At 73.3% G+C, this 26,396-nt stretch carries 23 protein-coding genes; 18 read left to right on the top strand and 5 right to left on the bottom strand.

Translation table 11 applies throughout. The features are described from left to right. Positions 1-106: 106 nt before the first annotated feature. The 5 genes from AC4BDD_RS05560 (at position 107) to AC4BDD_RS05540 (ending at position 4,684) form a co-directional block, all read left to right on the top strand. Positions 107-1,252 (top strand): ROK family glucokinase, encoded by a 1,146-nt coding sequence (locus AC4BDD_RS05560; RefSeq protein WP_490689840.1) that lies wholly within the window; start codon positions 107-109, stop codon positions 1,250-1,252. Continuing rightward, a complete protein-coding gene (locus AC4BDD_RS05555; RefSeq protein ID WP_490689839.1) occupies positions 1,252-1,815 on the top strand; it encodes a hypothetical protein in 564 nt (187 codons plus the stop codon). The genes AC4BDD_RS05560 and AC4BDD_RS05555 overlap by 1 nt, the downstream gene beginning before the upstream one ends. Before the next feature lie 60 nt (positions 1,816-1,875). After that, on the top strand, positions 1,876-3,150 hold the full coding sequence (pcaDC, locus tag AC4BDD_RS05550; RefSeq protein WP_490691678.1) for a bifunctional 3-oxoadipate enol-lactonase/4-carboxymuconolactone decarboxylase PcaDC: 1,275 nt from the start codon (positions 1,876-1,878) through the stop codon (positions 3,148-3,150). Positions 3,151-3,214: 64 nt separating this feature from the next. Then, the gene (locus AC4BDD_RS05545) at positions 3,215-3,853 is read left to right on the top strand and encodes an MBL fold metallo-hydrolase (RefSeq protein ID WP_490689838.1); all 639 of its coding nucleotides are present in this window, start codon (positions 3,215-3,217) and stop codon (positions 3,851-3,853) included. A gap of 36 nt (positions 3,854-3,889) precedes the next feature. Continuing rightward, entirely contained in the window at positions 3,890-4,684 is a 795-nt protein-coding gene (locus tag AC4BDD_RS05540) for an exodeoxyribonuclease III (protein WP_490689837.1), read from the top strand. Between the two features lie 43 nt (positions 4,685-4,727). Here AC4BDD_RS05540 and AC4BDD_RS05535 read toward each other — a convergent pair whose 3' ends face one another. Next, positions 4,728-6,524, bottom strand: a complete 1,797-nt coding sequence (locus AC4BDD_RS05535; protein ID WP_490689836.1) for an SGNH/GDSL hydrolase family protein — start codon at positions 6,522-6,524, stop codon at positions 4,728-4,730. Positions 6,525-6,727: 203 nt separating this feature from the next. Between AC4BDD_RS05535 and AC4BDD_RS05530 the strand changes: the two genes are divergently transcribed. The 5 genes from AC4BDD_RS05530 to AC4BDD_RS05510 all read left to right on the top strand — a co-directional run bounded on the left by AC4BDD_RS05530 (position 6,728) and on the right by AC4BDD_RS05510 (position 10,547). After that, positions 6,728-7,168 carry a DUF6278 family protein gene (locus AC4BDD_RS05530; protein WP_490689835.1) on the top strand — a complete coding sequence of 147 codons (441 nt, stop codon included), beginning with the start codon at positions 6,728-6,730 and terminating at the stop codon, positions 7,166-7,168. Positions 7,169-7,347: 179 nt separating this feature from the next. Further along, entirely contained in the window at positions 7,348-8,091 is a 744-nt protein-coding gene (locus AC4BDD_RS05525; RefSeq protein ID WP_490689834.1) for an amino acid ABC transporter ATP-binding protein, read from the top strand. A 16-nt stretch (positions 8,092-8,107) separates the two neighbouring features. Beyond that, positions 8,108-9,022, top strand: a complete 915-nt coding sequence (locus AC4BDD_RS05520) for a glutamate ABC transporter substrate-binding protein (protein ID WP_490691677.1) — start codon at positions 8,108-8,110, stop codon at positions 9,020-9,022. A gap of 17 nt (positions 9,023-9,039) precedes the next feature. Continuing rightward, complete coding sequence (locus AC4BDD_RS05515) at positions 9,040-9,684, top strand: amino acid ABC transporter permease (protein WP_490689833.1); 645 nt, start codon at positions 9,040-9,042, stop codon at positions 9,682-9,684. Next, entirely contained in the window at positions 9,681-10,547 is an 867-nt protein-coding gene (locus tag AC4BDD_RS05510; RefSeq protein ID WP_490689832.1) for an amino acid ABC transporter permease, read from the top strand. Before AC4BDD_RS05515 ends, AC4BDD_RS05510 begins: the two co-directional genes overlap by 4 nt. A gap of 8 nt (positions 10,548-10,555) precedes the next feature. On the opposite strand, the gene AC4BDD_RS05505 is transcribed toward AC4BDD_RS05510, so the two are convergent. Continuing rightward, entirely contained in the window at positions 10,556-12,172 is a 1,617-nt protein-coding gene (locus tag AC4BDD_RS05505; RefSeq protein ID WP_490689831.1) for a CocE/NonD family hydrolase, read from the bottom strand. Positions 12,173-12,366: 194 nt separating this feature from the next. Then, positions 12,367-13,134, bottom strand: a complete 768-nt coding sequence (locus AC4BDD_RS05500) for a hypothetical protein (RefSeq protein WP_490689830.1) — start codon at positions 13,132-13,134, stop codon at positions 12,367-12,369. Between the two features lie 142 nt (positions 13,135-13,276). Here AC4BDD_RS05500 and ggt point away from each other — a divergent pair, with 142 nt between their 5' ends. The 6 genes from ggt to AC4BDD_RS05470 all read left to right on the top strand — a co-directional run bounded on the left by ggt (position 13,277) and on the right by AC4BDD_RS05470 (position 22,081). Then, positions 13,277-15,199: a gamma-glutamyltransferase gene (gene ggt, locus AC4BDD_RS05495; RefSeq protein ID WP_490689829.1), complete on the top strand. Its 1,923-nt coding sequence runs from the start codon at positions 13,277-13,279 to the stop codon at positions 15,197-15,199. Positions 15,200-15,411: 212 nt separating this feature from the next. Beyond that, positions 15,412-17,112: a hypothetical protein gene (locus AC4BDD_RS05490; protein WP_490689828.1), complete on the top strand. Its 1,701-nt coding sequence runs from the start codon at positions 15,412-15,414 to the stop codon at positions 17,110-17,112. A 194-nt stretch (positions 17,113-17,306) separates the two neighbouring features. After that, positions 17,307-18,149, top strand: coding sequence for a nitrilase-related carbon-nitrogen hydrolase (locus AC4BDD_RS05485; RefSeq protein WP_490689827.1), 843 nt, complete (start codon positions 17,307-17,309; stop codon positions 18,147-18,149). A 103-nt stretch (positions 18,150-18,252) separates the two neighbouring features. After that, the gene (locus tag AC4BDD_RS05480) at positions 18,253-19,608 is read left to right on the top strand and encodes an aspartate aminotransferase family protein (protein WP_490689826.1); all 1,356 of its coding nucleotides are present in this window, start codon (positions 18,253-18,255) and stop codon (positions 19,606-19,608) included. After that, a complete protein-coding gene (hydA, locus tag AC4BDD_RS05475) occupies positions 19,608-21,008 on the top strand; it encodes a dihydropyrimidinase (protein ID WP_490689825.1) in 1,401 nt (466 codons plus the stop codon). Before AC4BDD_RS05480 ends, hydA begins: the two co-directional genes overlap by 1 nt. 14 nt (positions 21,009-21,022) lie before the next feature. Next, a complete protein-coding gene (locus tag AC4BDD_RS05470) occupies positions 21,023-22,081 on the top strand; it encodes a TIGR03842 family LLM class F420-dependent oxidoreductase (RefSeq protein ID WP_490689824.1) in 1,059 nt (352 codons plus the stop codon). Here AC4BDD_RS05470 and AC4BDD_RS05465 read toward each other — a convergent pair. Next, the gene (locus tag AC4BDD_RS05465; protein WP_490691676.1) at positions 22,002-23,018 is read right to left on the bottom strand and encodes an MASE1 domain-containing protein; all 1,017 of its coding nucleotides are present in this window, start codon (positions 23,016-23,018) and stop codon (positions 22,002-22,004) included. The genes AC4BDD_RS05470 and AC4BDD_RS05465 overlap by 80 nt on opposite strands. Before the next feature lie 12 nt (positions 23,019-23,030). Next, entirely contained in the window at positions 23,031-23,849 is an 819-nt protein-coding gene (locus AC4BDD_RS05460; RefSeq protein WP_490691675.1) for a PP2C family protein-serine/threonine phosphatase, read from the bottom strand. A gap of 220 nt (positions 23,850-24,069) precedes the next feature. Between AC4BDD_RS05460 and AC4BDD_RS05455 the strand changes: the two genes are divergently transcribed. Together AC4BDD_RS05455 and AC4BDD_RS05450 are read left to right on the top strand one after the other, a co-directional pair. Beyond that, the gene (locus tag AC4BDD_RS05455; RefSeq protein WP_490689823.1) at positions 24,070-24,897 is read left to right on the top strand and encodes an inositol monophosphatase family protein; all 828 of its coding nucleotides are present in this window, start codon (positions 24,070-24,072) and stop codon (positions 24,895-24,897) included. A 56-nt stretch (positions 24,898-24,953) separates the two neighbouring features. Further along, positions 24,954-26,372: a phytoene desaturase family protein gene (locus AC4BDD_RS05450; RefSeq protein WP_490689822.1), complete on the top strand. Its 1,419-nt coding sequence runs from the start codon at positions 24,954-24,956 to the stop codon at positions 26,370-26,372. Positions 26,373-26,396 lie beyond the last annotated feature (24 nt).

Here is a 26,396-nt window from a genome sequence, read left to right as displayed (position 1 = left end):
CCCGCAGCGACCGCACCCCCCACGCGCGACCGGCGGCGCCGCCAGACGGCACCGCGGCTGCGGCGGCCCCGGTGGCGGCCACCGCCCCGGCCGGGAGGGCGGCGCGATGAGCCTGTACCGCGAACGGGTCCACCGGGGCTCGGCCCGGGCCACCGTGCTGCGCACCGTCAGCACGCGCGAGCGCCGCTCGCACCTGACCGCGCCCCGGGTGCCGACCGTCGGCATCGACATCGGCGGCACCAAGGTCGCCGCCGGTGTCGTCGACGCCGACGGCAACATCCTGGAGACGCTGCGCACCGAGACGCCGGACAAGTCCAAGAGCCCCAAGATCGTCGAGGACGTCATCGTCGACCTGGTGCTGGATCTGTCCGACCGGCACGATGTGCACGCCGTCGGCATCGGCGCGGCAGGCTGGGTGGACGCCGAGCGCAACCGCATCCTCTTCGCCCCGCACCTGTCCTGGCGGAACGAGCCGCTGCGCGACCGCATCGCCCAGCGGCTCGCCGTCCCGGTCATGGTCGACAACGACGCCAACACCGCCGCCTGGGCCGAGTGGCGGTTCGGCGCCGGGCGCGGCGAGGACCACCTCGTCATGATCACGCTCGGTACCGGCATCGGCGGCGCCATCCTGGAGGACGGCCAGGTCAAGCGGGGCAAGTTCGGAGTCGCCGGCGAGTTCGGCCATATGCAGGTGGTGCCCGGCGGGCACCGCTGCCCGTGCGGCAACCGCGGCTGCTGGGAGCAGTACAGCTCCGGGAACGCCCTGGTCCGCGAGGCCCGCGAGCTGGCCGCCGCCGAGTCGCCGGTGGCCTACGGCATCATCGACCGCGTCGGCGGGCAGGTCCGCGAGATCACCGGACCGCTCATCACCGAGCTGGCCCGCCAGGGCGACGCCATGTGCGTGGAGCTGCTGGAGGACATCGGCGAGTGGCTGGGCGTCGGCATCGCCAATCTGGCCGCCGCCCTGGACCCCTCCTGCTTCGTGATCGGCGGCGGCGTCAGCGCCGCCGACGACCTGCTGATCGGCCCGGCGCGCAACGCCTTCCGCCGCCACCTCACCGGCCGCGGCTACCGCCCGGAGGCCAAGATCGTCAAGGCGCAGCTGGGCCCCGAGGCGGGCATGGTCGGCGCCGCCGACCTGGCCCGGCTGGTCGCCCGCCGCTTCCGCCGCGCCAACCGGCGTCGCGTCGAGCGGTACGAGCGCGCCGGGATCACCGTGCGGGTGGCCCCGCGAGGCGAGGCGGGGCGCTGATGAGCGACGACACCGAGCAGGAGCGCCCCGCCCCCCAGGACGAGGGACCCCGCCGCCCCAAACGCCCCTGGCTGGCCGCCCTGGCGATCTTCCTGCTGATCACCATCCCGGCCGGCTACCTCGTCATCTCCGCGCTGCAGAGCCGTGAGGGCGGCGAGAACAAGGAGGAGAACGCCTCCGCCACCGGACTCACCCCGGGCTGGCCCAGCAAGGTGCAGCGGCGCATCTACGACGTGTGGATCCCGCCGTACTCCGCCGATGTGGCCTTCTACGAGACCAACAGCTGGGGCAAGAGCGTGATGCACGTACAGTTCATCACCTCCGCCGAAGGGCTCGACCGGTTCCTCGGCACGATCCACACCAGCCGCGACTCCCTCGACCAGGGAAAGATCACCGTCAGCGCCAAGGACGCCGGGGCGGTGGGCTGGCGGCTGGGGCCCGGGCAGGACTGGTCCGGTTTGACCGTCGACCAGAAGGACCCGGAGCCGACGCTCGACGTCACCGTCGACCTCGGCAATCCACGGCACCCCGAGGTGTACGTGGTCTCCACCGTCACCCCCTGAGACCGGGCGGCGGGACGAAGACGACAGCGTGACGAAGAGCGTGACGGCGTGACTGAGACGATGACCCTGCAGTACCGGACGGACGGGCCCGAGGACGGGCCGGTCCTGGTCCTCGGCCCGTCGCTGGGCACCACCTGGCACATGTGGGACCGGCAGATCCCCGAGCTGTCCCGCCACTGGCGGGTGATCCGCTTCGACCTGCCCGGGCACGGCGGCTCACCGGCCCACCCGGCCAGCTCCGTCCATGACCTCGCCGACCGGCTGCTCGCCACCCTCGACGAGATCGGCGTGGACCGCTTCGGCTACGCGGGCTGCTCCCTGGGCGCTGCCATCGGCGCCGACATCGCGCTGCGCCACCCGCAGCGGCTCGGCTCCCTCGCCCTGGTCTCCGCCTCCGCGCGCTTCGGTACCGCCGACGGCTGGCGGCAGCGCGGCGTGGTCATCCGCACCAACGGCCTGGACCCGATCGCCCGCAGCACACCGGAGCGCTGGTTCACCGCCGACTTCGCCGCCGCCCAGCCGGCAATCGTCGACTGGGCCGTCCAGATGGTCCGGACCGTCGACCCGGGCTGCTACATAGCCGCCTGCGAAGCCCTGGCCGCCTTCGACGTCCGCGCCGAGCTGGGCCGGATCGGTGTGCCCACGCTCGTCCTGGTCGGCTCCGAGGACCAGACCGCGCCCGCCGCCGACGCCCGGGTGCTGGTGGCCGGCATCCCGGACGCGCGGCTGGCACTGGTCCCCGGCAGCTCCCACCTGACCCCGGTGGAGCAACCGGCCGCCGCCACCGATCTGCTGGTCCGTCACTTCTCCGGCTCCTGGCAGTCCCCGGACCAGACGACCGGGATGACCGCGATCCCCGCCCCGGCGGTCCGGCCGCAGCTCGGACCCCCGCCGGCGGCCGCGCCGGTCGCGGAGATCACCGCCGGCCGGCCCGACCCCCTCGCCGATGCCCGCGCCGACGCCTACGACCAGGGCATCAAGGTGCGCCGCGAGGTGCTGGGCGACGCCCACGTGGACCGCGCCCAGGCCACCACCGACGAGTTCACCGAGGACTTCCAGGACTTCATCACCCGCTACGCCTGGGGCGAGGTGTGGACCCGGCCGGGCATCGACCGGCGCACCCGCAGCGTCATCACCCTCACCGCGCTCGCCGCCCGCGGCCACCTCGACGAACTGGCCTTCCACACCCGCGCCGCGCTGCGCAACGGCCTCACCCCCGCCGAGATCGGCGAGGTGCTGCTGCACACCGGCGTGTACTGCGGGGTGCCCGCGGCCAACTCCGCCTTCGCGGTGGCCCAGCGGGTGATCCGGGAGGAGACCCGCCCGGAAGGGTGAGCCAGGTGGTGTTCCCACCAGGCTGACCGGCCACGCGCCGGGCACGGCGCGGCAGGATGGGGGCATGTTGCTGACCAAGAAGGGCCATGCCTGCGTCCGCGTCGAGAAGGACGGGCGGGTGCTCGTCATCGACCCGGGCACCTTCACCGAACCGGACGCCGTCGCGGGCGCCGACGCGCTGCTGGTGACCCACGAGCACCCCGATCACTTCGACGAGGGACGGCTGCGGGCCGCGCTCCAGGCCGCTCCGGCCACCGAGATCTGGACCCTGCGCAGCGTCGCCGAACAGCTCTCCGCCGCCTTCCCCGGCCGGGTGCACACCGTCGGCGACGGCGACACCTTCACCGCCGCCGGGTTCGACATCGAGGTGCACGGGCAGCTGCACGCGGTCATCCACCCCGACCTGCCGCGCATCACCAACGTCGGCTACCTGGTGGACGGCTCGCTCTTCCACCCCGGTGACGCGCTCACCGTCCCCGGCCGGCCCGTCGACACGCTGCTGCTGCCGGTGCAGGCGCCCTGGAGCAAGATCTCCGAAGTCATCGACTACGTGCGCGAGGTCGGGCCGCGGCGCGCCTACGACATCCACGACGCCCTGCTCACCGATGTCGCCCGGCCCATCTACGACACCCATCTGGGCAACCTGGGCGGCGCCGACCACGCCCGGCTGGCCTCCGGCGAGAGCGTCCGCCTGGCACCCTGACGGCCGCTGTCGGACCCGGGCGGTAGGTTGGACGTCATGCGCATCGCGACCTGGAACGTCAACTCGATCACCGCCCGGCTGCCGCGGCTGCTGTCCTGGCTGGAGACCTCCGGCACGGACGTGCTGTGCATCCAGGAGACCAAGTGCGGCGACGACGCCTTCCCCTACGAGCCGCTGCGCGAGCTCGGCTACGAGGCCGCGGTCAACGCCGACGGCCGGTGGAACGGCGTGGCGGTCGTCTCCAAGGCCGGCCTTGAGGACGTGGTCACCGGCCTGCCCGGCGGACCGGAATACGAGGGTGTGCAGGAGCCGCGGGCGATCAGCGCCACCTGCGGCCCGGTCCGCGTCTGGTCCGTCTACGTGCCCAACGGCCGGGAGGTCGACCACCCGCACTACGCCTACAAGCTCGGCTGGCTCCAGGCGCTGCGCGCGGCGGTCGCCGAGGACGCGGCCTCGGAGCGCCCCTTCGCGGTGCTCGGCGACTACAACATCGCCCCCGCCGACGAGGACGTGTGGGACCGCGAGTTCTTCGAGGGCTCCACCCATGTCACCGACGCCGAGCGCGCCGCGCTCGCCGCCCTCCGCGAGGCCGGGCTCTCCGACGTCGTCCCGCGCCCGCTCAAGTACGACCAGCCCTTCACCTACTGGGACTACCGCCAGCTGTGCTTCCCCAAGAACCGCGGCATGCGCATCGACCTGGTCTACGGCAACAGCTCCTTCGCCAAGGCGGTCACCGACTCCTACGTCGACCGTGAGGAGCGCAAGGGCAAGGGTGCCTCCGACCACGCGCCGGTCGTGGTCGACCTGGCGCTGGAGACACAGCAGTTCTGAACCGTCGCCGCGCCCCGGTCTCCGTGGGCCGGGGCGGCGCCGCTCAGGGCATCAGCAGGCGCAGGTCGACGGAGTCGGCGAGCGCCGCCAGCCCCGCGTCGCCGGGGTGCAGGTGGTCCCCGCTGTCGTACACCGGCAGGATCCGCTGCGGCCGGTCCGGGTCGCGGACGACGGCGTCGAAGTCCAGCACGGCGTCGAAGGTGCCGTCGTGCGACCGGAGGAAGGCGTTGACCGCGCTCCGCCGCGCGTCGGCCTCCGGGCCGCAGCCCCGCCAGCCCTCGCAGGGCGCCACCGTGGCCGCGACGACGCGCAGCCCCCGCGCCCGCGCCCGCTTGGCCACCGTCCGCAGCCCGGTGATCACCTGATCCGGCGCGGTGCCCGCGAGCACGTCGTTGATCCCCTCCAGGACCACCACCGTGCGGATCCCGGTCTGCGCCAGCACGTCCCGGTCCAGCCGGGCCAGCGCGCTCACCCCGCCGATGTCGGTGCTCACCCCGTCGCCCGGATAGCGGTCGCTGACCACGCGGTTGGCGGAGATCCCGTGGTTGAGCACGCCGAGACGGGGCACCTGCGACTGGCCCAGCAGCCGCCGCGCCAGCACGTCGGGCCAGCGCCGGTTTCCGTCCACCGTCGATTTGTCGCCGTCGGTGATGGAATCGCCCAGCGCCACCACCGACCCGGTTCCGCCTCCCACGTCGATCCCGGTGAGGAACGGCCAGCTGGTGAGCGTCGCGGTGTAGGCGTCGCCGCCGGTGTCGGCGGTGCGGTCCCCGCTGCCCGGTGTGCTCAGGAACGACCGCTGATAGGCCCGGTGATGCAGCGGCACCGCCGTCACCGTTCCCGGCAGGTGGAGACTGACCAGCAGGTTGGTGTCGGCCGGCACGGCGAAGGCCAGCGGATCGCTGAACACCTCGGCCCCGGCCGGGATCCGGACCCCGGCCCGCCCGCCGAAGGTCAGCGGCACCGGCGGCCCGGCCGCCGCCGCGCCCGACCCCTGCACCGCCACCGAGGCGCGCCCGATGGCGGCCGGTGTCGCCGCGAAGGTGTTGGCGAGCCGCACCCTGATCCGCGGTCCGCCCGCGCTGGTGTGCGCCACCAGCCGCAGCGTCCGGTCCGTCCACGGGCCGACCGCGCCGTATCCGGAGGTGCTCGCCGACCAGCTGCCGGTCCAGCCCCGGGCCGGGGTGCGCACCGAGACCGCGAAGACATGGAGATCGGCGGCCGGGCCCGGGTCCCGGGGCAGCACCACCGAGGCGATCGCCCGGTCCGCGGCGACCGGCACGGTGACCGCGTACAGCCGGGCCTTCTCCGGCAGCGGGCCCTGGGGTGAGTTGAGGCGGGGCAGGGCGACGGCCTTGGTGGACAGCGGGCCGCGCCGCCAGTCCGGGGCGGTGAGCCGGAAGGTGCCGGTGGATCCGTCGCGGTAGCGGACCGCGCCGGTTCCGGTGGCCTCGGCGCCGGTGCCCGCCACCAGGAAGGTGAGCGCGTCGCCGCGGCCGGAGAGCAGCACGCTCTGCCCGTTCGCCACTACGTTGTCCGGCTCGCCCGGGCGGGACCGGGGTAATCGCAGCCGGGCGCCGGCCAGGGTGAGGGTGGTGCCCGGCGTCCAGCCCGCCGCGGCCAGGTCGCTCGCGGACAGCGAGTTGCCGTCGCCGTCGAAGTCGGCGGCCCCGGGCCGGGCGTCCTCGCTGATCGCGGTGGAGTCGAAGTGCCGTGCCAGCGGCAGCGGCCTGGCCGGCGGTGTGCCGGACGGCGCGGCCTGGATGGGGGGCGCCGCGGTGAGCGTCAGCACCGCGCCGGTAGCCAGGATTCCGGCCGTCCACCGTCTGCCAGCGCGCATCGGCGCGTCCCCTCTCGTGACCACCGTGTGCTCGAACGTGTGGGCAGGTTCGCGTCGAACGTAGGAAGGAGCCCGGCGGTCGTCAAGGAGCGCGGCGTCCTGCCCGGCACCGGCGTGCCCGGGCGCGGCGTCGCCTGGCGTGGACGCGCGCCGTCGAGCGCGCCCTGTGGTGCGGGCGTCGCCACGGTGCGACCCTGAAGCGTATGAATATCCATTTCCTGGGCAACTGGCGCAAGCGGCACGGTCAGGCACGGAACGTGGCCCTCGCGGCGGCCCGGGAGACCGACCCCGAAGGCGTGGCCCAGCTGCTGTCGGAGTGCGAGCTGCTGCGGGCCCGGGCCGCCGCGGACGGGGTCGAACTCGACGACACCGCCGCCTCCTTGGAAGCCCTGGACCAGATCAAGCCGCGCTGGCGCGATGACCCCGAGGAGCTGTCCTGGCTCGGCAACGACGCCGGCCTGTACCTGGGCACCGTCATCGTCCGCACCGTCCCCGGCGCCGTCTGGCAGGTGTGGCCCAGCGGCCGGCCGGTGGTCAGGCTGGCCTCCGGCCGGGAGATCGACGTGGTGGAGGCGGGCAGCCAGTGGGCGGCGGTCGGCGCCCCCGAACTCTCGCAGCGGTACGCCGAGGTGTCCGAGGGCTAGGCGGTGTCCGACGGGTCTCCGCCGAAAGTCTCGGCGACCCGCCGGACCCACCCTGACCGTCCTGGACCGCCCGTCGTGGTGGATATCCAGCGCTGGATGCGTGTCGCCCGGAGTGTCCCGCTTTGCTGTGGATAGTTTGCGCAGACCGCGATCACAGCGACAGGTGGGTAGGGCTGCGTATGGCCGTCGATCCGTTGATCGAGCTGCGAGACGTCAACAAGTACTTCGGACCGCTGCACGTCCTGCGGGACATCAACCTCACCGTCGACCGCGGCGAGGTGGTGGTGGTCATCGGCCCCTCGGGGTCGGGGAAGTCGACGCTGTGCCGGGCGATCAACCGGCTGGAGACCGTCGAGTCCGGCACCATCGAGGTCGACGGCAAGCCACTGCCGTCGGAAGGACGCGCGCTGGCGGCGCTCCGCTCGGACGTCGGCATGGTCTTCCAGTCCTTCAACCTCTTCGCGCACAAGACCGTGCTGGACAACGTGATGCTCGCCCAGCTCAAGGTGCGCAAGCGCAAGAAGGAGGAGGCCGAGCGGCGCTCCCGCGAGCTGCTGGACCGCGTCGGCCTCGCAACCCAGGCCCCCAAGTACCCCGCGCAGCTCTCCGGCGGCCAGCAGCAGCGTGTGGCGATCGCCCGGGCGCTGGCGATGGATCCCAAGGTGATGCTCTTCGACGAGCCGACCTCCGCGCTCGACCCGGAGATGATCAACGAGGTGCTGGAGGTCATGCGGCAACTCGCCGGGGAGGGCATGACGATGGTCGTCGTCACCCACGAGATGGGCTTCGCCCGCGCGTCCGCCAACCGGGTCGTCTTCATGGCCGACGGCGCGATCGTGGAGGACCGGCCCCCGGAGGAGTTCTTCACCGCGCCACGCAGCGAACGCGCCAAGGACTTCCTGTCCAAGATCCTCAAGCACTGAGCGGCCGGTGACAGCGATGACCCGCATCCGCCGCACGATCGCCGCCCTCGGCGTGCTCCTGCTCGGCCTGCCCGCCGCCGCCTGCGGCAGGCAGGGCAGCCCCCCGGTCAAGGGCCCCGAGATCGACAAGCTCCCCGTCTACCGGGTCGACACCGGCTTCCGGCTGCCGGAATCCGGCACCTGGCGCAAGGCCAGAAGCCGCGGCCACCTCGTCGTCGGCGCCAAGGAGGACCAGCCCTACCTGGGCGAGAAGGACCCCGCCACCGGCCGCTACGCCGGCTTCGACATCGAGATCGCCAGGATGATGTCGGCCTCCCTCGGCTTCGACCCGAAGTCCGTCAGCTTCCGCACGATCGCCTCCGCCAACCGCGAGACCGCGCTGCAGAACGGCCAGATCGACTTCTACGTCGGCACCTACACCATCAACGACCTGCGCAAACGGCAGGTCGGTTTCGCCGGCCCGTACTTCATGGCGGGCCAGTCCCTGCTGGTGCGGGACGATGAGAAGGACATCCACGGCCCCGACGACCTGGCCGGCAGACAGGTCTGCTCCGCGGCCGGTTCGACCCCGCTGCAGCGCATCGAGTCCGACTACCCCGACGCCGATGCCGTCGCCTACGACACCTACTCGATCTGCGTCGACAACCTCCTCAGCCTCCAGGTCGACGCGGTCACCACCGACGACACCATCCTCCTCGGCTACGCGGCCAAGGTCCCCGACGAGCTGAAGGTCGTCGGCAAGCCCTTCTCCAAGGAGCCGTACGGCATCGGCGTGCCCAAGGGCGACACCACGTTGCGCTTCGCGCTGGACGACGCCCTTGAGGCCCACGAGAAGAACGGCGACTGGAAGCGGGCGTACGACGCCACCCTCGGCCTCTCCGGAGCGCCCGCCCCCAAGCCGCCGCCCATCGACCGCTACCCGGCCGGCTGAGGAGGAGACCCACCCCCATGGACGTACTCACCGAGAACTGGTCGCTCTACGGCGACGGCCTGCTGGGCACCGTGGAGCTGACCGCCTACGCCTCCCTGCTGGCGCTGGGGCTCGGCATCCTGATGGCCGCCTTCCGGGTCGCCCCGGTCGGCTCGCTGCGGGTCATCGGCGCCACCTGGGTCAACGTGCTGCGCAACACCCCGCTGACACTGCTGTTCTTCGCGGTGCTGCTGGGCATGCCGCGCTTCGGCGTCCAGCTGTCCTTCACCACCTTCGCCGTCCTGGCCCTGGGCTGCTACACCTCCGCGTTCATCTGCGAGGCGGTGCGCTCGGGCATCAACACGGTGCCGGTCGGGCAGGGGGAGGCGGCCCGCAGCCTGGGCATGACCTTCGAACAGACCCTGGGCACGGTCGTACTGCCGCAGGCGTTCCGCTCCGTCATCCCACCCATCGGCTCCACCCTGATCGCGCTGGCCAAGAACTCCGCGATCGCCGGCTCCTTCAGCGTCACCGAACTGCTGGGCGTCTACCGGCCGCTCAACGAGCTGGGCTACAGCATCATCTGGACCTTCGTCTGGATCGCCGCCGGGTATCTGATCGTCACCCTGACCATCAGCCTGATCTTCAACCTCCTGGAGAAGTACTGGGGAGTCGCCCGATGACCACCGCCACCGCCCTGTACGACATCCCCGGCCCGCGGACCCGGCGCCGCCACCTCCTCTACGGCCTGGCGTCCACCGCGGTGATCCTCGGCCTGCTCGCCTGGATCGTCTACCGCCTCGTGGACACCGGCCAGTTCGAGGCGGTCAAGTGGCGGCCCTTCACCTACGAGGGCATCCAGGAGCTGCTGCTGGAGGGGCTCGGGAACACCCTCAAGGCGTTCGCCATCGCCGCCGCGCTGGCCCTCGCGCTCGGCGCGGTGCTGGCCGCCGGCCGGCTCTCGGACTTCCGCCTGGTGCGCTGGGTCTCCACGCTGGTGGTGGAGTTCTTCCGGGCCATGCCGGTGCTGGTGATGATCTTCTTCGTCTTCGTGGCGCTGGAGGTCAAACCGCTGCCCGCGCTCGTCGCCGGGCTGACCCTCTACAACGGCTCGGTGCTGGCCGAGGTGTTCCGCGCGGGCGTCAACTCGGTGGAGCGCGGGCAGCGGGAGGCGGCGTACTCGCTCGGCCTGCGCAAGACGCAGGTGATGACGTACATCCTGGTGCCGCAGGGCGTACGGGCGATGCTCCCGACGATCATCAGCCAGCTGGTGGTGGCGCTGAAGGACACCTCGCTCGGCTTCCTCATCACCTACGAGGAGTTCCTGCACGCGGGGAAGCTGATCGCCGGCAACCTCGACTACGACCTGCCCTTCATCCCGGTCGTCCTGGTCATCTCACCGATCTACATCGGGATGTGCATGCTGCTGTCGTGGTTCGCCCACTGGGTGGCCCGGCGGCAGCGGCGCAGCGTGAAGACCGAGGCGGTGGAGGTGGCCCGCCCCGAACCGGGCACGCTGCTGCCGGGCACCGGCCCGCGCGGTTAGGGACCCGCCTAGCGCAGCGGGACGGAGAGGTACGAGCGGTCGTCCCGCGGCGAGGAGAAGGTGAGGTGGGCGCCGGCCGGGTTGTGCTCGGCGTACAGCGGGTCGACGGTGTCGACGACCACCGCCAGCCGGTGCCCGGCCGGGACGTCGTACGCCGTGGAGAACAGCTCCAGGTCCAGGGTGAAGGGCGTGCCGGGCGTCCGGTCCCGGAAGGTGACCGGTGCGTGGCTGACCAGCCTGCCGGTGCCCAGCGGACCCACGTCGTAGAGGTAGGCGAACACCGTGCCCTGCGCCTTGTCGCTGGTGACCGTGGTGTGCAGCTTCGCGGTGCCCCGGATGTGCTGCGCGGTGGCGTACGGCCCGGTCTGCCAGACCCCGGCGAACGCGCGCGGCAGCAGCGGGATCGAGGCCATCGGCGGCAGCTTGAGGAACTGGTCCAGCATGCTGGAGAGGAAGATCACGCCGCCGTCCGCGCCGGAGTCGACGCCTCCGGCGATCCGGCGGCTCTCGGCGAGCGGTATCCGCAGGTGCGCGGAGGTCACCGCCGACCAGCTGGAATATCCCTCGTACTCCCCGGTCGAGCGGGACTTCAGCTGCACCGGCTGCTCGCGGTCGATGCCGTTGTGCTCGCCCTTGAGGTAGCGGTCGAACCAGCGCTGGGCGTTGTCCCAGACGTCATTGGGCAGCCCGAGCAGCCCGGTGCCCTCGGCGGTGGCGTGGTCGCCGGGCCGGAACTCCAGCCGCTTGGGACCGGTCAGCTTCTCGAAGAAGTCCGCGTACTGGTTGGGCGGGAAGAGCGAGTCCCCCCAGGCGTTGCCCAGCATGACGGCCGCGCCGTTGCGGTTGATCCGGTCCAGGTAGGTGGCGGGGGAGCGCTTCTTCCCCCATGCGAGCATCTCCGCCTCCTTCGACAGGTCGGAGGTGAGGAAGGCGCGCAGGATCTGCTGGAGTTCCGCGCTCGGGCGGCCGGTCAGCCCGCCCAGCGCGCCGAGCAGGGCGCCGGCCTGGAGGTGCTGGGTGCGTCCGCTGTATATCGAGTCGATCAGGTCGGCCCAGCCGCTCATCGCCACCACGGCCTTGACCCGGGGATCGGACCCGGCGCTCAGCAGGCTGATCCCGGCGCCGTAGGAGACCCCGCCCATACCGATCCGGTCGGGGTCGGCGGGGGTGTGGGCGAGTGCCCAGTCGATGACCTTGGCGGCGTCCGCGACGTCCGGCGGCCCGGCGGTCTCGATCTCGCCGCCGGACTGCCAGAACCCGCGCGCGTTGTAACCGACCACGACATAGCCGGAGTCGGCGAGCTTCTTCGCCTGAGCGATGTATTCGATCTGCGGCATGCCCCAGCTGGTGGGCAGCACGATGAGGGGGTAGCGCCGGGCGCCGTCCGCGTCGCTTGGGGTGAAGACGTTGGCGGCCAGCTTGGTGCCGCCGTGGCCGGGTATGTCCACGAACCGGACGGTGGCGGAGCCGGTACGGGCCGCCGTGCCGGTCGTTGCCTCGGTCGTCGCGCGGGCGGGTGCGGCGTGGGTGGCGGGGGCCAGGCCGAGGGCCGCGCCGGTCAGCAGACTCGCCGAGAGGGTGGCTGCCGCCGTGGCGCGCAGCAGGGGTTTCCGGGCATGGGTCACTGTCGCTCCTGAGGGGGGAGGATGCCGTGGGGGGCGGGTGTGGGGGCACCGGTGCCAGGTAACCCGACGGTAACCTCAGCGACTTACCGCCGGTAATACCCGCGTAAGTTACGCGTGGGTAACGATGTTGAGCCTCCAACGGCCCCCGAAACGGCCCTCAAGCGGCCCCCGGAGCGGCCCTCGGCGGACCGCGCTCAGGCCGACCGGTCGCCCTTCCCCGCCCGCCGGGAGGACGGGCGCGAAACCGGGGCGGTCGACAGCGCGGACTTGGTCACATCCGCGACCACCTCCACCACGTCCGGCCCGTACGCCTGCGAGTTGACGACCTTCAGCAGCAGGCAGAACGCCCCGTCCGCGCCGTACTTGCGGGCCAGCCGGGACCGGTTGCGCACCAGGTGGCGAATGGCGGCGCGGTGGGTGACCGGACGCTGCCCCGCCGCCAGGAACACCGGCCGGCCGCCCTCGCCGCCGGTCAGCCGGGCGAGCAGCACATACTCGACCGCGCCGGGCTCCGCCCGGTAGGCGGTGCCGCCGATGGTCAGCGTGGCCCGGTCGGCGCCGGTCTCGTCTCCCGGGTGCACCGTCACGCCCGGGAGCAGGTTCGCCAGGTGCGCGGCGAGCCTGCGGTGCGCGGTCGGGTCGCCGACGCAGAACTCCGTCCGGGCGCCGAAGCCTTGCAGCCCGGTGTCGTGCGGGGCGATCTCCGGGTGCGCGCCGCAGTTCTCCACCACGGCCGCGAGCCCCAGCAGTGCCAGCGCGTCATGGCGGGGGATGCTCCAGTGCGCCGAGGCGCTGTCCCGGTGCGTGACCAGCACGCACTCCGACCCCTCCGGCAGACCGAAGAACCGTTGTTCGCGGCTGCGGCCGCGGCGTGCGGCGGCCGTGTGTGCCACCCAGCCGAGGGCCAGGCCGACGATCAGGGCCGCCGCCCCGGCGATCAAGTCCTGCACGGTGTCCGTCATGGCCGGGCATCGTAGCGGGGGCACGGCCGTCTGTTCGAGGCGGCTGTGGGAGGGCGGACCGGGGGCCGCGGTCCGCGCGCCCCTGTCGGCGCGCGCCGCGTGACGAGTATTCTCCGGCCCCTGCGTTCATATGGAGGTATGCATGGCGCTCGCCGCGAGAGCAACCGCACCATCCGCACCCTCATCTCCCCGGTCCGCACCCTCACCGACCCGGCGGCGCCTGTCCGCCCTCGGCGCCGCGGCCGCGCTCACCGTCACCCTCGGGGCCGTGCCCGCCACCGCCCAGGGCAGCGCGCCCACCACCTCGCACAGCGCGCCCGCCGCCGGGCCCGGCGTCCCCGCCAAGACCCCGGTGGCCACCGGCTACGGCGGCGCGGTCTCCAGCGTCGACCCCGACGCCTCGGCGGCCGGCATCCAGGTGCTGCGGCGCGGCGGCAACGCGGTGGACGCGGCGGTGGCCACGGCCGCCGCGCTCGGCGTCACCGAGCCGTACTCGGCCGGTGTCGGCGGAGGCGGCTACTTCGTCTACTACAGCGCCAAGCAGCACCGGGTGTTCACCATCGACGGCCGCGAGACCGCCCCGCTCAGCGCGGACGAAGACCTGTTCCTCGGCACGGACGGCAAGCCGATCCCGTTCGCCGAGGCCGTCACCAGCGGACTCGGCATCGGTACCCCCGGCACCCCGGCCACCTGGGACGCGGCGCTCGACAGCTGGGGCACCCGCTCACTGGCCGAGGTGCTGCGGCCCGCCGAGCGGCTCGCCCGGGACGGCTTCACCGTCGACCCCACCTTCCGCAAGCAGACCGCCGACAACCAGGAGCGGTTCGCCGACTTCCCCGACTCGGCGAAGCTCTTCCTGCCCGGCGGTGAACTCCCCGTCGTCGGCTCGACCTTCACCAACCCCGACCTGGCCCGCACCTACGCCCTGCTGGCGAAGGGCGGAGCGGACGCGCTCTACCGCGGCGAGCTGGGCCGCGACATCGTCCGGACCGTGCGGCAGCCCCCGGTCCGGTCCGGCGCCTCCCGGGTGGTCCGCCCCGGTGACCTGACGGCGGGAGACCTGCGGGCGTACCGGACCAAGCGGCAGGCGCCGACCCGTACGTCCTACCGCGGCCTCGATGTATACGGAATGGCGCCCTCCTCCTCCGGCGGCACCACCGTCGCCGAGGCGCTGAACATCCTGGAGCGGACCGACCTGGCCGACCTCAGCGAGCCGCGGTTCCTCCACCGCTACATCGAAGCCGCCCGGATCGCGTTCGCCGACCGGGGGCGCTGGGTCGGCGACCCGTCGTTCGAGGACGTCCCCACCCGAGGTCTGCTCTCTCAAGCCTTCGCGGACTCCCGGGAATGCCTGATCAAGGATGACGCGGTGCTCACCAGCCCGCTCGCGCCCGGCGATCCGTCGCGTCCCGGCGCCGGCTGCGCAAGCGGCGGCACCGCCGCGCCCACCACCTACGAAGGCGAGAACACCACGCACCTGACGGTCGCCGACAAGTGGGGCAACGTCGTCGCGTACACCCTCACCATCGAGCAGACCGGCGGCAGCGGCATCACCGTGCCCGGCCGCGGCTTCCTGCTCAACAACGAGCTGACCGACTTCTCCTTCGCGCCCGCCAACCCGGCGGTCCACGACCCCAACCTGCCCGGACCGGGCAAGCGCCCGCGCTCCTCGATGTCCCCCACGATCGTCCTCGACCACGGGCGGCCTGTCCTCGCCCTCGGCTCGCCTGGCGGCTCGACGATCATCACCACCGTGCTGCAGACCCTGCTCAACCACCTCGACCGGGGGATGCCGCTGGTCGACGCGATCGCCGCGCCACGCGCCAGCCAGCGCAACGCGGCCACCACGGAGCTGGAACCGGGCCTGTGGAACAGCCCGCTGCGCCCGCGGCTGGAGGCGCTCGGCCACGTCTTCAAGCAGAACCCGGAGATCGGCGCGGCCACCGGGGTACAGCGCCTGCCGGACGGCCGCTGGCTGGCCGCCGCCGAGCGCGAGCGACGCGGCGGCGGATCAGCGATGGTCGTCCACCCGGCCGGCCCGCCGGCCACGCCGGCCACACGATAGACGCACCCTGCGCGGTCCCGCCCTGGGCGGGCGGGGAGGCCCCGCCCGCCCAGGGGCGCCGCCGTGTGCGGGGGCGCCGCCGTGTGCGGGGGCGCCGGCTGTGCGTGGCCCGAAAACTCCCCGTAGCAACCCCGTAACCGGATCCGTAACCCGCAGGGTGTCGAATGATCCGCGCACCGGTGTCGAGATGTCCGCTGGGGAGAGGGGTGGAGATGTCGCACGGCCAACTCCCGGATGAGGTGGTGGCGTTCGCTCGCTATCTGCGCGAGCTGACAGGCCGGCTGGACCGGGCCGCCGGCTGGTACGGCGTCTTCGCGCAGCGGGACCCGGAGGGGATGCGCGCCTGCCTGCGCGGCCAGGAGGTACCGCCCTGGGACGTGGTGCAGGCGCTGCTCCAGGACCTGTCCGTCCGCAGCGGCCCGGACGCCGCCCGGCAGGCGGGCACACGCGCCGCCGACCTCTACCGCGCCTCGATCCTCGCCCATGACGCGCGCCCCGGCGGCTCCGCCGCACTCCGCCGCCGCCTGGACCTGATGCTCCGCGAGCAGGAGTACGCGACGCAGCGCGAACGGGACCTGGAGGGCGCGCTCCGCACCGCCGGGGACCCGGCCACGCGGGACCGCCTGGACGCGGAGCTCGCCTGGGCCCGCGACGACCGGCAGCGCGCCATGGCCCGCTGCGAAGAGCTCACCGCCCGGCTGACCGCGTTGACCGCCCGGCAGACGCCCCGGCCCGCCGCGTCGCCCGCCCCGGGGCCCCGGCCCACCCACGCCCGCCCCGGGCCGGGCGTCCCGGCCGTCGGCCTCTCCGGACCGGGCGACCCCGCGCCGGCCCATCCCGCCCCGGTCGACCCCGCCCCGGGGCGCCCCGAACCGGCCCATCCCGCCCCGGGGCGCCTCGAACCCGATCTCGCGGTCGCCGGGCTTCCCGGCGAGGCGGCCGGTGCGGTGCCTGCCGCGGGGGCGAGCGGGGGGCCTGCGGCGCGGGTTGCGCGGCCTCGGCCGCGGGGGGCCCGGTTCGCGGGGATCGAGGTCGAGGAGGTGGAGGAAGTGGTGGAGGTGGAGGAGCCGGCACTCGCGCTCCGGCCGGAGGCGGGGAGCGGGCCGGCCGCGGACCCGATGCGGGCCGTCATCGGGACCGTCACCGAGACTGGGACCGAGGCCGTCACCGAGGCCGGGACCGCGTCGCCGCCCGCCCCCGCGCCCACCCCCGCCCCCACAGCCGCGCCGCGCGGCGCACGGTTCGCCGGGGCGTACGGGGACGCGACCGGCGTCCGGCGGCGACGGCGCGGCAAGGGCACCGCCACCGCGGCCGGCATCGCGCCCGACACCGCGGCGGAAGCCGAGCGGCTCGCCGGGGAGCGGCTCGCCACCGCACGGCAGACTGCCGCCGGGGCGGTCGCGGAGCTCGCCCGGCTGCGGGCCCTGGGCCGGGGCGGCGAGGCGCACGCCCTGCTCTGCGAGACCGCCGGCTGGCCGGCCGACTGGCTTCCCTTACTCGCCACCGAGCTGGAACGCGCCGGCCTCGACGCCGACGTCCCCACCCTGCTGTGGGAGGTCGCCTGCCTGCCGTCCGAGGCCCTGGCCGCCGCCGCTGCCGCTCTGGCGGAGGCGGGCCGTACCGGCGACTGCGCGCGGCTGTTGCGGCAGAGCGTCGCCCGCCCCGCCGCCGAGGTCGGGGACGCGGCACTCGCGCTGCGCGGTACCGGCCACGGTACGGAGGCGTCCTTCCTGCTGACCGCGCTGGTGCGGGCCCGGACGCCCGAGGAGGCGGCGGGCGCGGCGACCGACGCACCCGCCGAACTGGTCCCACTGCTGCTGGACGCTGCCCAGGACGTCTCCACCGGCCGGCGCCTGGACCTGGCCCACGCCCTGCGCCTCGCCGGCCTGCCCGGGGTGCCGGGCCTCTCCTAGGGCCGGCCCCCACCGGCCGCCCCCTGGCGGCGCGCGGGGACTCGCGCGCTCCGGGACGCGCGCCGGAAAGGTGATCGGCCTCGTTGCTTAACGTCGGCACTCTTGTCACCGTGGGAAGCGGGTCGTACGTTTTCCGACTACACCCGGTGTCTACGTGCGTAGACGGGTCTGACGTGCAGTCAAAGGAGCCAATCATGGCCAAGATTGTCCGTGCAGCACTGGTCCAGGCCACCTGGACGGGTGATACCGAGTCGATGATCGCGAAGCATGAGGAGCATGCCCGCGCGGCGGCCGCCCAAGGGGCCGAGGTGCTCGGCTTCCAAGAGGTCTTCAACGCTCCGTACTTCTGCCAGGTGCAGGAGCCCGAGCACTACCGCTGGGCGGAGCCCGTCCCGGACGGCCCGACGGTGCGGCGGATGCGGGAGCTGGCCCGGGAGACCGGGATGGTCCTCGTGGTGCCGGTCTTCGAGGTCGAGCAGTCCGGCTTCTACTACAACACCGCGGCCGTCATCGACGCCGACGGCAGCTATCTCGGCAAGTACCGCAAGCACCACATCCCGCAGGTGAAGGGCTTCTGGGAGAAGTACTACTTCAAACCGGGGAACGCGGGCTGGCCGGTCTTCGACACCGCGGTCGGCAAGGTCGGCGTCTACATCTGCTACGACCGGCACTTCCCCGAGGGCTGGCGGCAGCTGGGCCTCGGCGGCGCCCAGCTGGTCTACAACCCCTCCGCCACCTCCCGCGGCCTCTCCGCCTACCTGTGGCAGCTGGAGCAGCCCGCCGCCGCCGTCGCCAACGAGTACTTCATCGCCGCGATCAACCGGGTGGGCCAGGAGGAGTACGGAGACAACGACTTCTACGGCACCTCCTACTTCGTCGACCCGCGCGGACAGTTCGTCGGCGAGGTCGCCAGCGACAAGGAGGAGGAGCTGGTCGTCCGGGACCTCGACTTCGGCCTGATCGACGAGGTGCGGCAGCAGTGGGCGTTCTACCGGGACCGGCGGCCGGACGCCTACGACGGGCTGGTGCGGCCATGAGCGACCCGCACCGCGGCGTACAGAGCGACCCACACGGCCCCGCCCACCGGGACCCGCACCGCGGCCCACTCCGCCACGCACACCTGCACCGCGAGGAGGCACAGTGAGCGACACGCACGCCGCGCTGTACGCCCGGCACCGGGCCGTCCTGCCCGAGTGGCTGGCCCTCTACTACGAGCAGCCGATCGAGATCACGCACGGCGAGGGCCGCCACGTCTGGGACGCCGACGGCAAGCGCTACCTGGACTTCTTCGGCGGCATCCTCACCACCATGACCGCGCACGCGCTGCCCGAGGTCACCAAGGCGGTCAGCGAGCAGGCCGGCCGCATCATCCACTCCTCCACGCTCTACCTCGACCGCCCGATGATCGACCTCGCCGAGCGCATCGCCCGGCTCTCCGGGATCCCCGACGCCCGGGTCTTCTTCACCACCTCCGGCACCGAGGCCAACGACACCGCGCTGCTGCTGGCCACCACCCACCGCCGCTCCAACCAGATCCTGGCCATGCGCAACAGCTACCACGGCCGGTCCTTCTCGGCGGTGGGCATCACCGGCAACCGCGGCTGGTCGCCGACCAGCCTCTCCCCGCTGCAGACGCTGTACGTACACGGCGGGGTGCGCGGCCGCGGCCCGTTCGCGGCGCTGTCGGACGGGGAGTTCATCGCGGCCTGCGTCGCCGACCTGGAAGACGTCCTCGGGCAGGCGCACGGCAATGTCGCGGCGCTCATCGCGGAACCCATCCAGGGCGTCGGCGGCTTCACCGCACCGCCCGACGGGCTGTACGCGGCCTTCCGGGAGGTGCTGGACCGGCACGGCATCCTGTGGGTCACCGACGAGGTGCAGACCGGCTGGGGGAGGACCGGCGAGTTCTTCTGGGGCTGGCAGGCGCACGCCGCCGCCGGACCGCCGGACGTCCTCACCTTCGCCAAGGGCATCGGCAACGGCATGTCCATCGGCGGGGTGGTCGCCCGCGCGGAGATCATGAACAGCCTGGGCGCCAACTCCATCTCCACCTTCGGCGGCAGCCCGGTCACGATGGCCGCCGGTCTGGCCAACCTCGGCTACCTCCTGGAACACGACCTCCAGGGCAACGCCCGCCGCGTCGGCGGCCTGCTCATCGAGCGGCTGCGGGCCGCCACAGCGGGCCTGGACATGGTCCGCGAGGTACGCGGCCGCGGCCTGATGATCGGTATCGAGCTGGTCGAGCTCCCTCCTCGCCCCCCTTCGGGGAGGAGGGGCCCAGGCAGCGACCGCGCCTGGCCCGAGGCGGCCGCCGCCGTCCTGGAAGCCGCCCGGGAGGGCGGACTGCTCATCGGAAAGGGCGGCGGCCACAACAGCAGCGTGCTGCGCATCGCCCCGCCGCTCAGCCTCACCGTCGCCGAGGCGGAGGAGGGCGCGGCCGTGCTCGAAGCCGCGCTGCGCGCGGCACCGGCCCGGCTGGGAAGGAGCGGAGCCTGATGTCCCGCACCCTCATCCGCGGCGGGCTCGTCATCACCGCGGCCGACGAGACCCCCGCCGACGTGCTGATCGAGGACGGCACGATCGCCGCCCTGGCCGCGCACGGCAGCCGCTGCGCCGAAGGCTGGGCCGCCGACGTCACCATCGACGCCACCGGCCACTACGTCATACCGGGCGGGGTCGACGCGCACACCCACATGGAGCTGCCCTTCGGCGGCACCTTCGCCTCCGACACCTTCGAGACCGGGACCCGCGCCGCCGCCTGGGGCGGGACGACCACCATCGTGGACTTCGCCGTCCAGTCGGTGGGCCGCGCGCTGCGTGAGGGGCTGGACGCCTGGCAGGCCAAGGCGGACGGCAACTGCGCCATCGACTACGCCTTCCACATGATCCTCTCCGACGTCGACGAGGGCTCGCTGAAGGAGATGGACCACCTCGTCGACGAGGGCGTCACCTCCTTCAAGCTCTTCATGGCCTACCCGGGCGTCTTCTACAGCGACGACGGGCAGATCCTGCGCGCCATGCAGCGCTCCGCGGGCAACGGCGGGCTGATCATGATGCACGCGGAGAACGGCATCGCCATCGACGTCCTCGTCGAGCAGGCCCTCGCCGCGGGCCGGACCGATCCGCGCCACCACGGCGAGGTGCGCAAGGCCCTGTTGGAGGCCGAGGCCACCCACCGGGCCATCCAGCTGGCCCGGGTGGCCGGCGCCCCGCTGTACGTGGTGCACGTGTCGGCGCGGGAGGCCGTGGCGGAGCTGGCCGCCGCCCGCGACCTGGGGCTGCCGGTCTTCGGCGAGACCTGCCCCCAGTACCTCTTCCTGTCCACCGACAACCTCGCCGAGCCCGGTTTCGAGGGCGCCAAATACGTGTGTTCCACGCCGCTGAGGCCGCGCGACCACCAGGCCGCGCTCTGGCAGGGCCTGCGCACCAACGATCTCCAGGTGGTCTCCACCGACCACTGCCCGTTCTGCTTCGCGGGCCAGAAGGAGCTGGGCCGCGGCGACTTCTCCAAGATCCCCAACGGGCTGCCCGGGGTGGAGAACCGGATGGACCTGCTCCATCAGGCCGTCGTCGACGGGCACATCTCGCGGCGCCGGTGGATCGAGATCGCCTGCGCCACCCCCGCCCGGATGTTCGGCCTGTATCCGAAGAAGGGCACCATCGCCCCGGGCGCGGACGCCGACATCGTCATCTACGACCCGCTGGCCGAGCAGACCCTCTCCGCCGCCACCCACCACATGAACGTCGACTACTCGGCGTACGAAGGGAAGCGGATCACCGGACAGGTGGTCACCGTGCTCTCGCGCGGCACGACCGTGATCGATCAGCGGCGGTTCACCGGCCGGGCCGGCCACGGCCGCTTCGTCCGGCGCGACACCTGCCAATACCTCGCCTGACCCGAGGGAGTGAGATGGACTTCGGACTCGTGCTGCAGACCGACCCGCCGGCCTCGGCGGTCATCAGCCTGATGCGGCGCGCCGAGCGCAACGGCTTCCGCTACGGCTGGACCTTCGACTCCACCGTGCTGTGGCAGGAGCCCTTCGTCATCTACAGCCGCATCCTGGAGCACACCGAGCGCCTGATCGTCGGCCCGATGGTCACCAACCCCGGTACCCGCACCTGGGAGGTCACCGCGTCGACGTTCGCCACCCTCAACGACATGTACGGCAACCGCACCGTCTGCGGGATCGGGCGGGGCGACTCGGCGATGCGGGTGGCGGGCCGCAAGCCGAACACCCTGGCCCGGCTCGGCGAGGCCATCGGCGTCATCCGTGATCTCGCGGAGGGCCGGGAGGCGGTCGTCGACGGTACCCCGGTCCGCTTCCCCTGGGTCCGGGACGGCAGGCTGCCGGTGTGGATGGCGGCGTACGGGCCCAAGGCCCTGGCGCTGGCCGGGCAGCGGGCCGACGGCTTCATCCTCCAGCTCGCCGACCCCTACCTGACCGAGTGGATGGTCAGGGCCGTCCGCACCGCCGCGGCCGAGGCGGGCCGCGACCCGGACGCCCTGACCATCTGCGTCGCCGCCCCCGCCTACGTCGGCGACGACCTGGCGCACGCGCGGGAGCAGTGCCGGTGGTTCGGCGGCATGGTCGGCAACCACGTCGCCGACCTCGTCGCCCGGTACGGCGAGCACTCCGCGGCGGTGCCGGAGGCGCTCACCGCCTACATCAAGGACCGGCACGGCTACGACTACAGCCACCACGGCCGGGCCGGGAACCCGGACACCGCCTTCGTACCCGACGAGATCGTGGACCGCTTCTGCCTGCTGGGGCCGGTCCAGGCGCACCTCGACAAGCTGCGCCACCTGCGGGAGCTGGGCGTCGACCAGTTCGCGGTGTACGCCATGCACGACGCGAAGGAGAGCACCATCGACGCCTACGGCAGCCACGTCATCCCGGCCCTGGGCGACTCTCCGGGGGCCGGCCGTCCGTCTGGGCCGGCGCGTCCGGCGGGCCCTCACCGGAGCTGAGCCGGTTCACCGCGCCCGCCAGCAGGCGGCAGACATGGGCGATCTCCTGATGGGTCTGGTTGCGTTCGGTGACGACCGCGGACAGCAGCAGCGCGGTCATGGCCACCGAGCCGTTGAACGCCTGGAGGATGAACATCTGCGCCGCCAGACCGTGGTCCTGAAACGGCCCGGCGGCGTCCGCCGCCGCCCCGATGACCATCAGGCACACGATCAGCGAGCAGGCGGCCGCCCCGGGCAGCCGGAAGCGGAAGGCCGCCCAGATGAGGAAGGGGAAGATCAGGAAGAGCAGGTTGACCGTGGATCGGGTCGCCACCAGCGTGACCGCCGCGGTGCCGCCCAGCAGGGCCGCCGCCTCGGCCCACCGGTACCAGGGACTCAGCTCCGGGACGCGGACGGCCCGCAGGGTGAGCAGGAAGGGCGCGACGACGAGCACGCCCATGGCGTCCCCGGTCCACCACACCGACCAGGTCGCGAGGAAGTCACCGGCCGGCACCGCGCCGGAGAGCACCAGCACACTCGTGCCCACGGTGGCGCTGACCACCATGCCGACCAGGGCGCCGAGGAAGACCAGCGCCAGCGCGTCCCGCAGCCGGTCCAGCGCGGGGCGGAACCCGGCGCGGCGCAGCAGCAGCCAGGAGCAGACCGGGGCCAGGGTGTTGCCCACGGCGATACCCAGCACGGCGGCGGTGCCCGGCCCGATCTCGACATTGACCAGGAACGCTCCGACGGCGATGGCCGGCCACACCCGCGCACCCCACCACAGCAGGCACACCAGGGCGATGCCGGTCGGCGGCCACAGCGGCGTCACCTGCTCGCGGACCAGTTCCTGCATGAGCCCGAGCCGGGCGGACCCGTAGTAGGCGCCGGCGATCAGGCAGCCCCGCAGGACCTCGGCCGCCTGCCCGGGGAGCCGCCTGCGAAGCGCCGTGCCGTCCATCGTGGCCCGCACTCATCCGTCGTAGCGGAGCACGACCACGGCCGCGTCGTCGTCATGGCCGGTCCGGTCCGACACCTCGACGACTTCGGAGGCCAGCAGCTCCGGGTCGGCGTCGAACCCGCTGCCGACCAGTCGGGCGACCATCTCCAGGCCCCGGTCGATCGGGAACCGCGGACCCTCGACCACCCCGTCGGTGAAGAGCACGAAGGCGGCCGGCGGGGTCAGCAGATGCCGGGTCACCGGATACCTCTCGCCGGGGAACATCCCCAGCGGCAGACCGCCCGCGTCCCAGACGATCCCGGAGCGGCCGTCGGCCGTGGCCCAGACGGCGGGCACATGGCCTGCGCGGGCATCGGCAAGCTCGCCGGCAGCGGCGTCGAAACGCAGGAACGAGCAGGTCACGAAGAGGCTGGAGTCCATCGACACCAGCAGGTCGTTGACCTGGGCCAGGACCTGGCCCGGATCGGTGGTCGCGCCGGCGGCGACCGCGCGCAGCCCGGTGCGGACCTGCCCGACGAAGGCCGCGGCCTCCGCGTCGTGGCCCTGCACATCGCCGATGGCGATGCCGAGCGCCCCGTCCGCCATGACGAAGGCGTCGTACCAGTCCCCGCCGATGTCCAGCCCACGCCGGGCGGGCACATAACGTGCGGCGGTCCGCAGCCCCGCCACCTCCGGCAGCCGTGACGGCAGCATCAGCCGCTGCAACGCCCCGGCCAGCTCCACCCGGGCCTGCTGGAGCTTGATCCCGTCGAGTACCTCGCCGGTGAGCTGGACCAGCGTGGACAGCAGCTCCTCGCCGCTGGGCGGTGGAGGGGGCCGGGTGAAGCGCAGTCTGCTCATCGGCGCACGCTCCGGCTGCTCGGACGTAACGTCTCTACGCCACGTTACGCCCATGCCCGGGCGGCGGGGCTCGGCGTCTTGCGGTGAAAGATCCGGAATGCTGCCTCCGGCCGGGGTGCCGGACGCCGCCCGCACGGCTCCTTAACGTGGTGTGCACCTGGCGGACGCCGGCCCGAAACCGGTCGTCGCGCGGGCATGGTTCGATGGGGGCATGATCGAGCACTTTCTCGCCGGGGACCTGTCCGAGGTCGAGGAGGCGGTCCGCAAGGCGGCCGCGGCCGAGATCCTGCCCCGCTTCCGGCAACTCGCCGCCCACGAGATCGTCGAGAAGAGCGGCCCGTACGACCTGGTGACCGTCGCCGACCAGAAGGCCGAGGAGCACCTCACCGCCTCGCTCACCGCGCTGCTGCCGGGCTCCACCGTGGTCGGCGAGGAAGCGGCGCACGCCGACCCCTCGGTCCTGGCTCGGCTGGGCGGCGACGCGCCGGTGTGGATCGTCGACCCGGTGGACGGCACCCGGCAGTTCGTCCGCGGCGAGCCGGGCTTCGCCACCCTGGTCGCCCTCGCGCACCGCGGCGAACTGCTCGCCTCCTGGACCTATGCGCCGGCCCTGGACCAGCTGGCCGTCGCCCGCCGGGGCGGCGGGGCATGGCTGAACGGCGAGCGGCTGACCGCCGGCTCCCCGGAGCCCGGCAAGGTGCTGGAGGTCGCCATATCGCACTTCGACTTCACCACCGTGGCGGAGAAGCAGTCGCTGGCCGGGCTGCGGACCGAAGGCGTCGCCCCGCGCCCCTGCGGCTCGGCCGGTCTGGAGTACCTGGCGGTCGCCCGCGGCCTGGTCGACGCGACCGCCTTCACCTGGGAGAACGCCTGGGACCACGCGGCCGGTCTGCTGCTGGTCGCGGAGGCGGGCGGCACCGCCTCGACGATCGCGGGCGAGCCCTTCCGGATCGAGGGCGGCAACGCCCTGCCCTTCACCGCGGCGCGGGACGCGGCGACCGCAACGCATATTCTGGGCCTGCTGGCACAGGCCGGCTGATCGGCCCTCAGGATCTCGGACACCGGGGCCGATCCACGACGGCGAGGAGGACCGAAGTGGCGGCGATGCTCGACGCGGTGGTGGTGGGAGCCGGACCGAACGGCCTGACCGCCGCCGTCGAACTCGCCCGGCGCGGCCTGGCGGTGGAGGTCTTCGAAGCCGAGGACACGATCGGCGGGGGTGCGCGCACCCAGGAGCTGACCCTCCCCGGATTCCGGCACGACCCCTGCTCCGCGGTGCACCCGCTCGGCGTGGGATCACCCGCCTTCGCCGACCTGCCGCTGGCCCGGCACGGCCTGGAGTGGCTGCACCCGGAACTCCCGATGGCGCACCCCTTCCCGGACGGCACCGCCGCCGTCCTGGCCCGCTCGGTGGGGGAGACTGCCTCCTCGCTGGGCGCGCACGACGCGGGACACTACCGCCGGCTGCTGGCGCCCTTCCTCGGCCGCTGGCCCACCCTGGCCCCCGACATCCTGCGCGCCCCCTGGCTGGGCCTGCCGCGCGACCCGGTCACCTGGGCCCGCTTCGGCCTGCTGGCCGCGCAGCCGCTGACCTGGCTCGCCCGCCGCTTCCGGGACGAGAAGGCGCGCGCCATGATGGCCGGCCTCGCCGCGCACGCCATCGCGCCGACCACCGGCCTGGCCACCGGTGGCATCGCCCTGATGTTCGCGCTCGCCGCGCACGAGGTCGGCTGGCCGGTGCCGCGCGGCGGATCGCAGGCCATCTCCGACGCCCTCGGCGGCTGCCTGCGCGACCACGGTGGCGCGGTGCACACCGGATTCGAGGTCAAGAGGCTGGACGACCTGCCGCCGGCCCGCGCCTATGTCTTCGACACCTCGCCCACCGCCCTGGCCCGGATCGCCGGCCTCGGCGACGCCTACCGCGGCTATCGCTACGGCGCCGCCGTCTTCAAGATCGACTACGCCCTGGACGGGCCGGTGCCGTGGACCGCGGCCCAGGCCCGCCGCGCCGGCACCGTCCACATCGGCCCCACCAGCGGCGAGATCGAGACCGCCCTGCGCGCGGCGGTCGGCGGCGCCGACCCGTCCGTGCCCTTCCTGATCACCGCTCAGCCCAGCCTGATCGACTCCACCCGGGCCCCGGCCGGCAAGCACACCTTCTGGGCGTACGGCCATGTGCCGCGTGGCTGGACCGGCGACGCCACCGAAGTGATCGAGCGTCAGATCGAGCGGTTCGCTCCCGGCTTCCGCGACCTGGTGCTCGCCCGCGCCGTCGCCGGCCCCGCGGAACTGGCCGCCCGCAACGCCAACTACGTCGGCGGCGACACCGCGTGCGGCGCCTTCGCGGGGCTGCAGACCGTGCTGCGCCCCAAGCTCGCCCGGGTCCCGTACGCCACCGCCCGCCCCGCCGTCTTCCTCTGCTCCTCGGCGACCCCGCCGGGCCCCGGGGTGCACGGCATGTCCGGGCACCACGCGGCCCGCGCGGTCTGGCGCCGGCTGCGCACGACACGCTGACCGGGGACCACCCCGCCCCACCGA

Source organism: Streptomyces sp. JLBT605 (assembly GCF_058215555.1).
The sequence above is the reverse complement of the archived record's forward strand: the minus strand, read 5'-3'. Positions and strand labels throughout refer to the sequence as shown.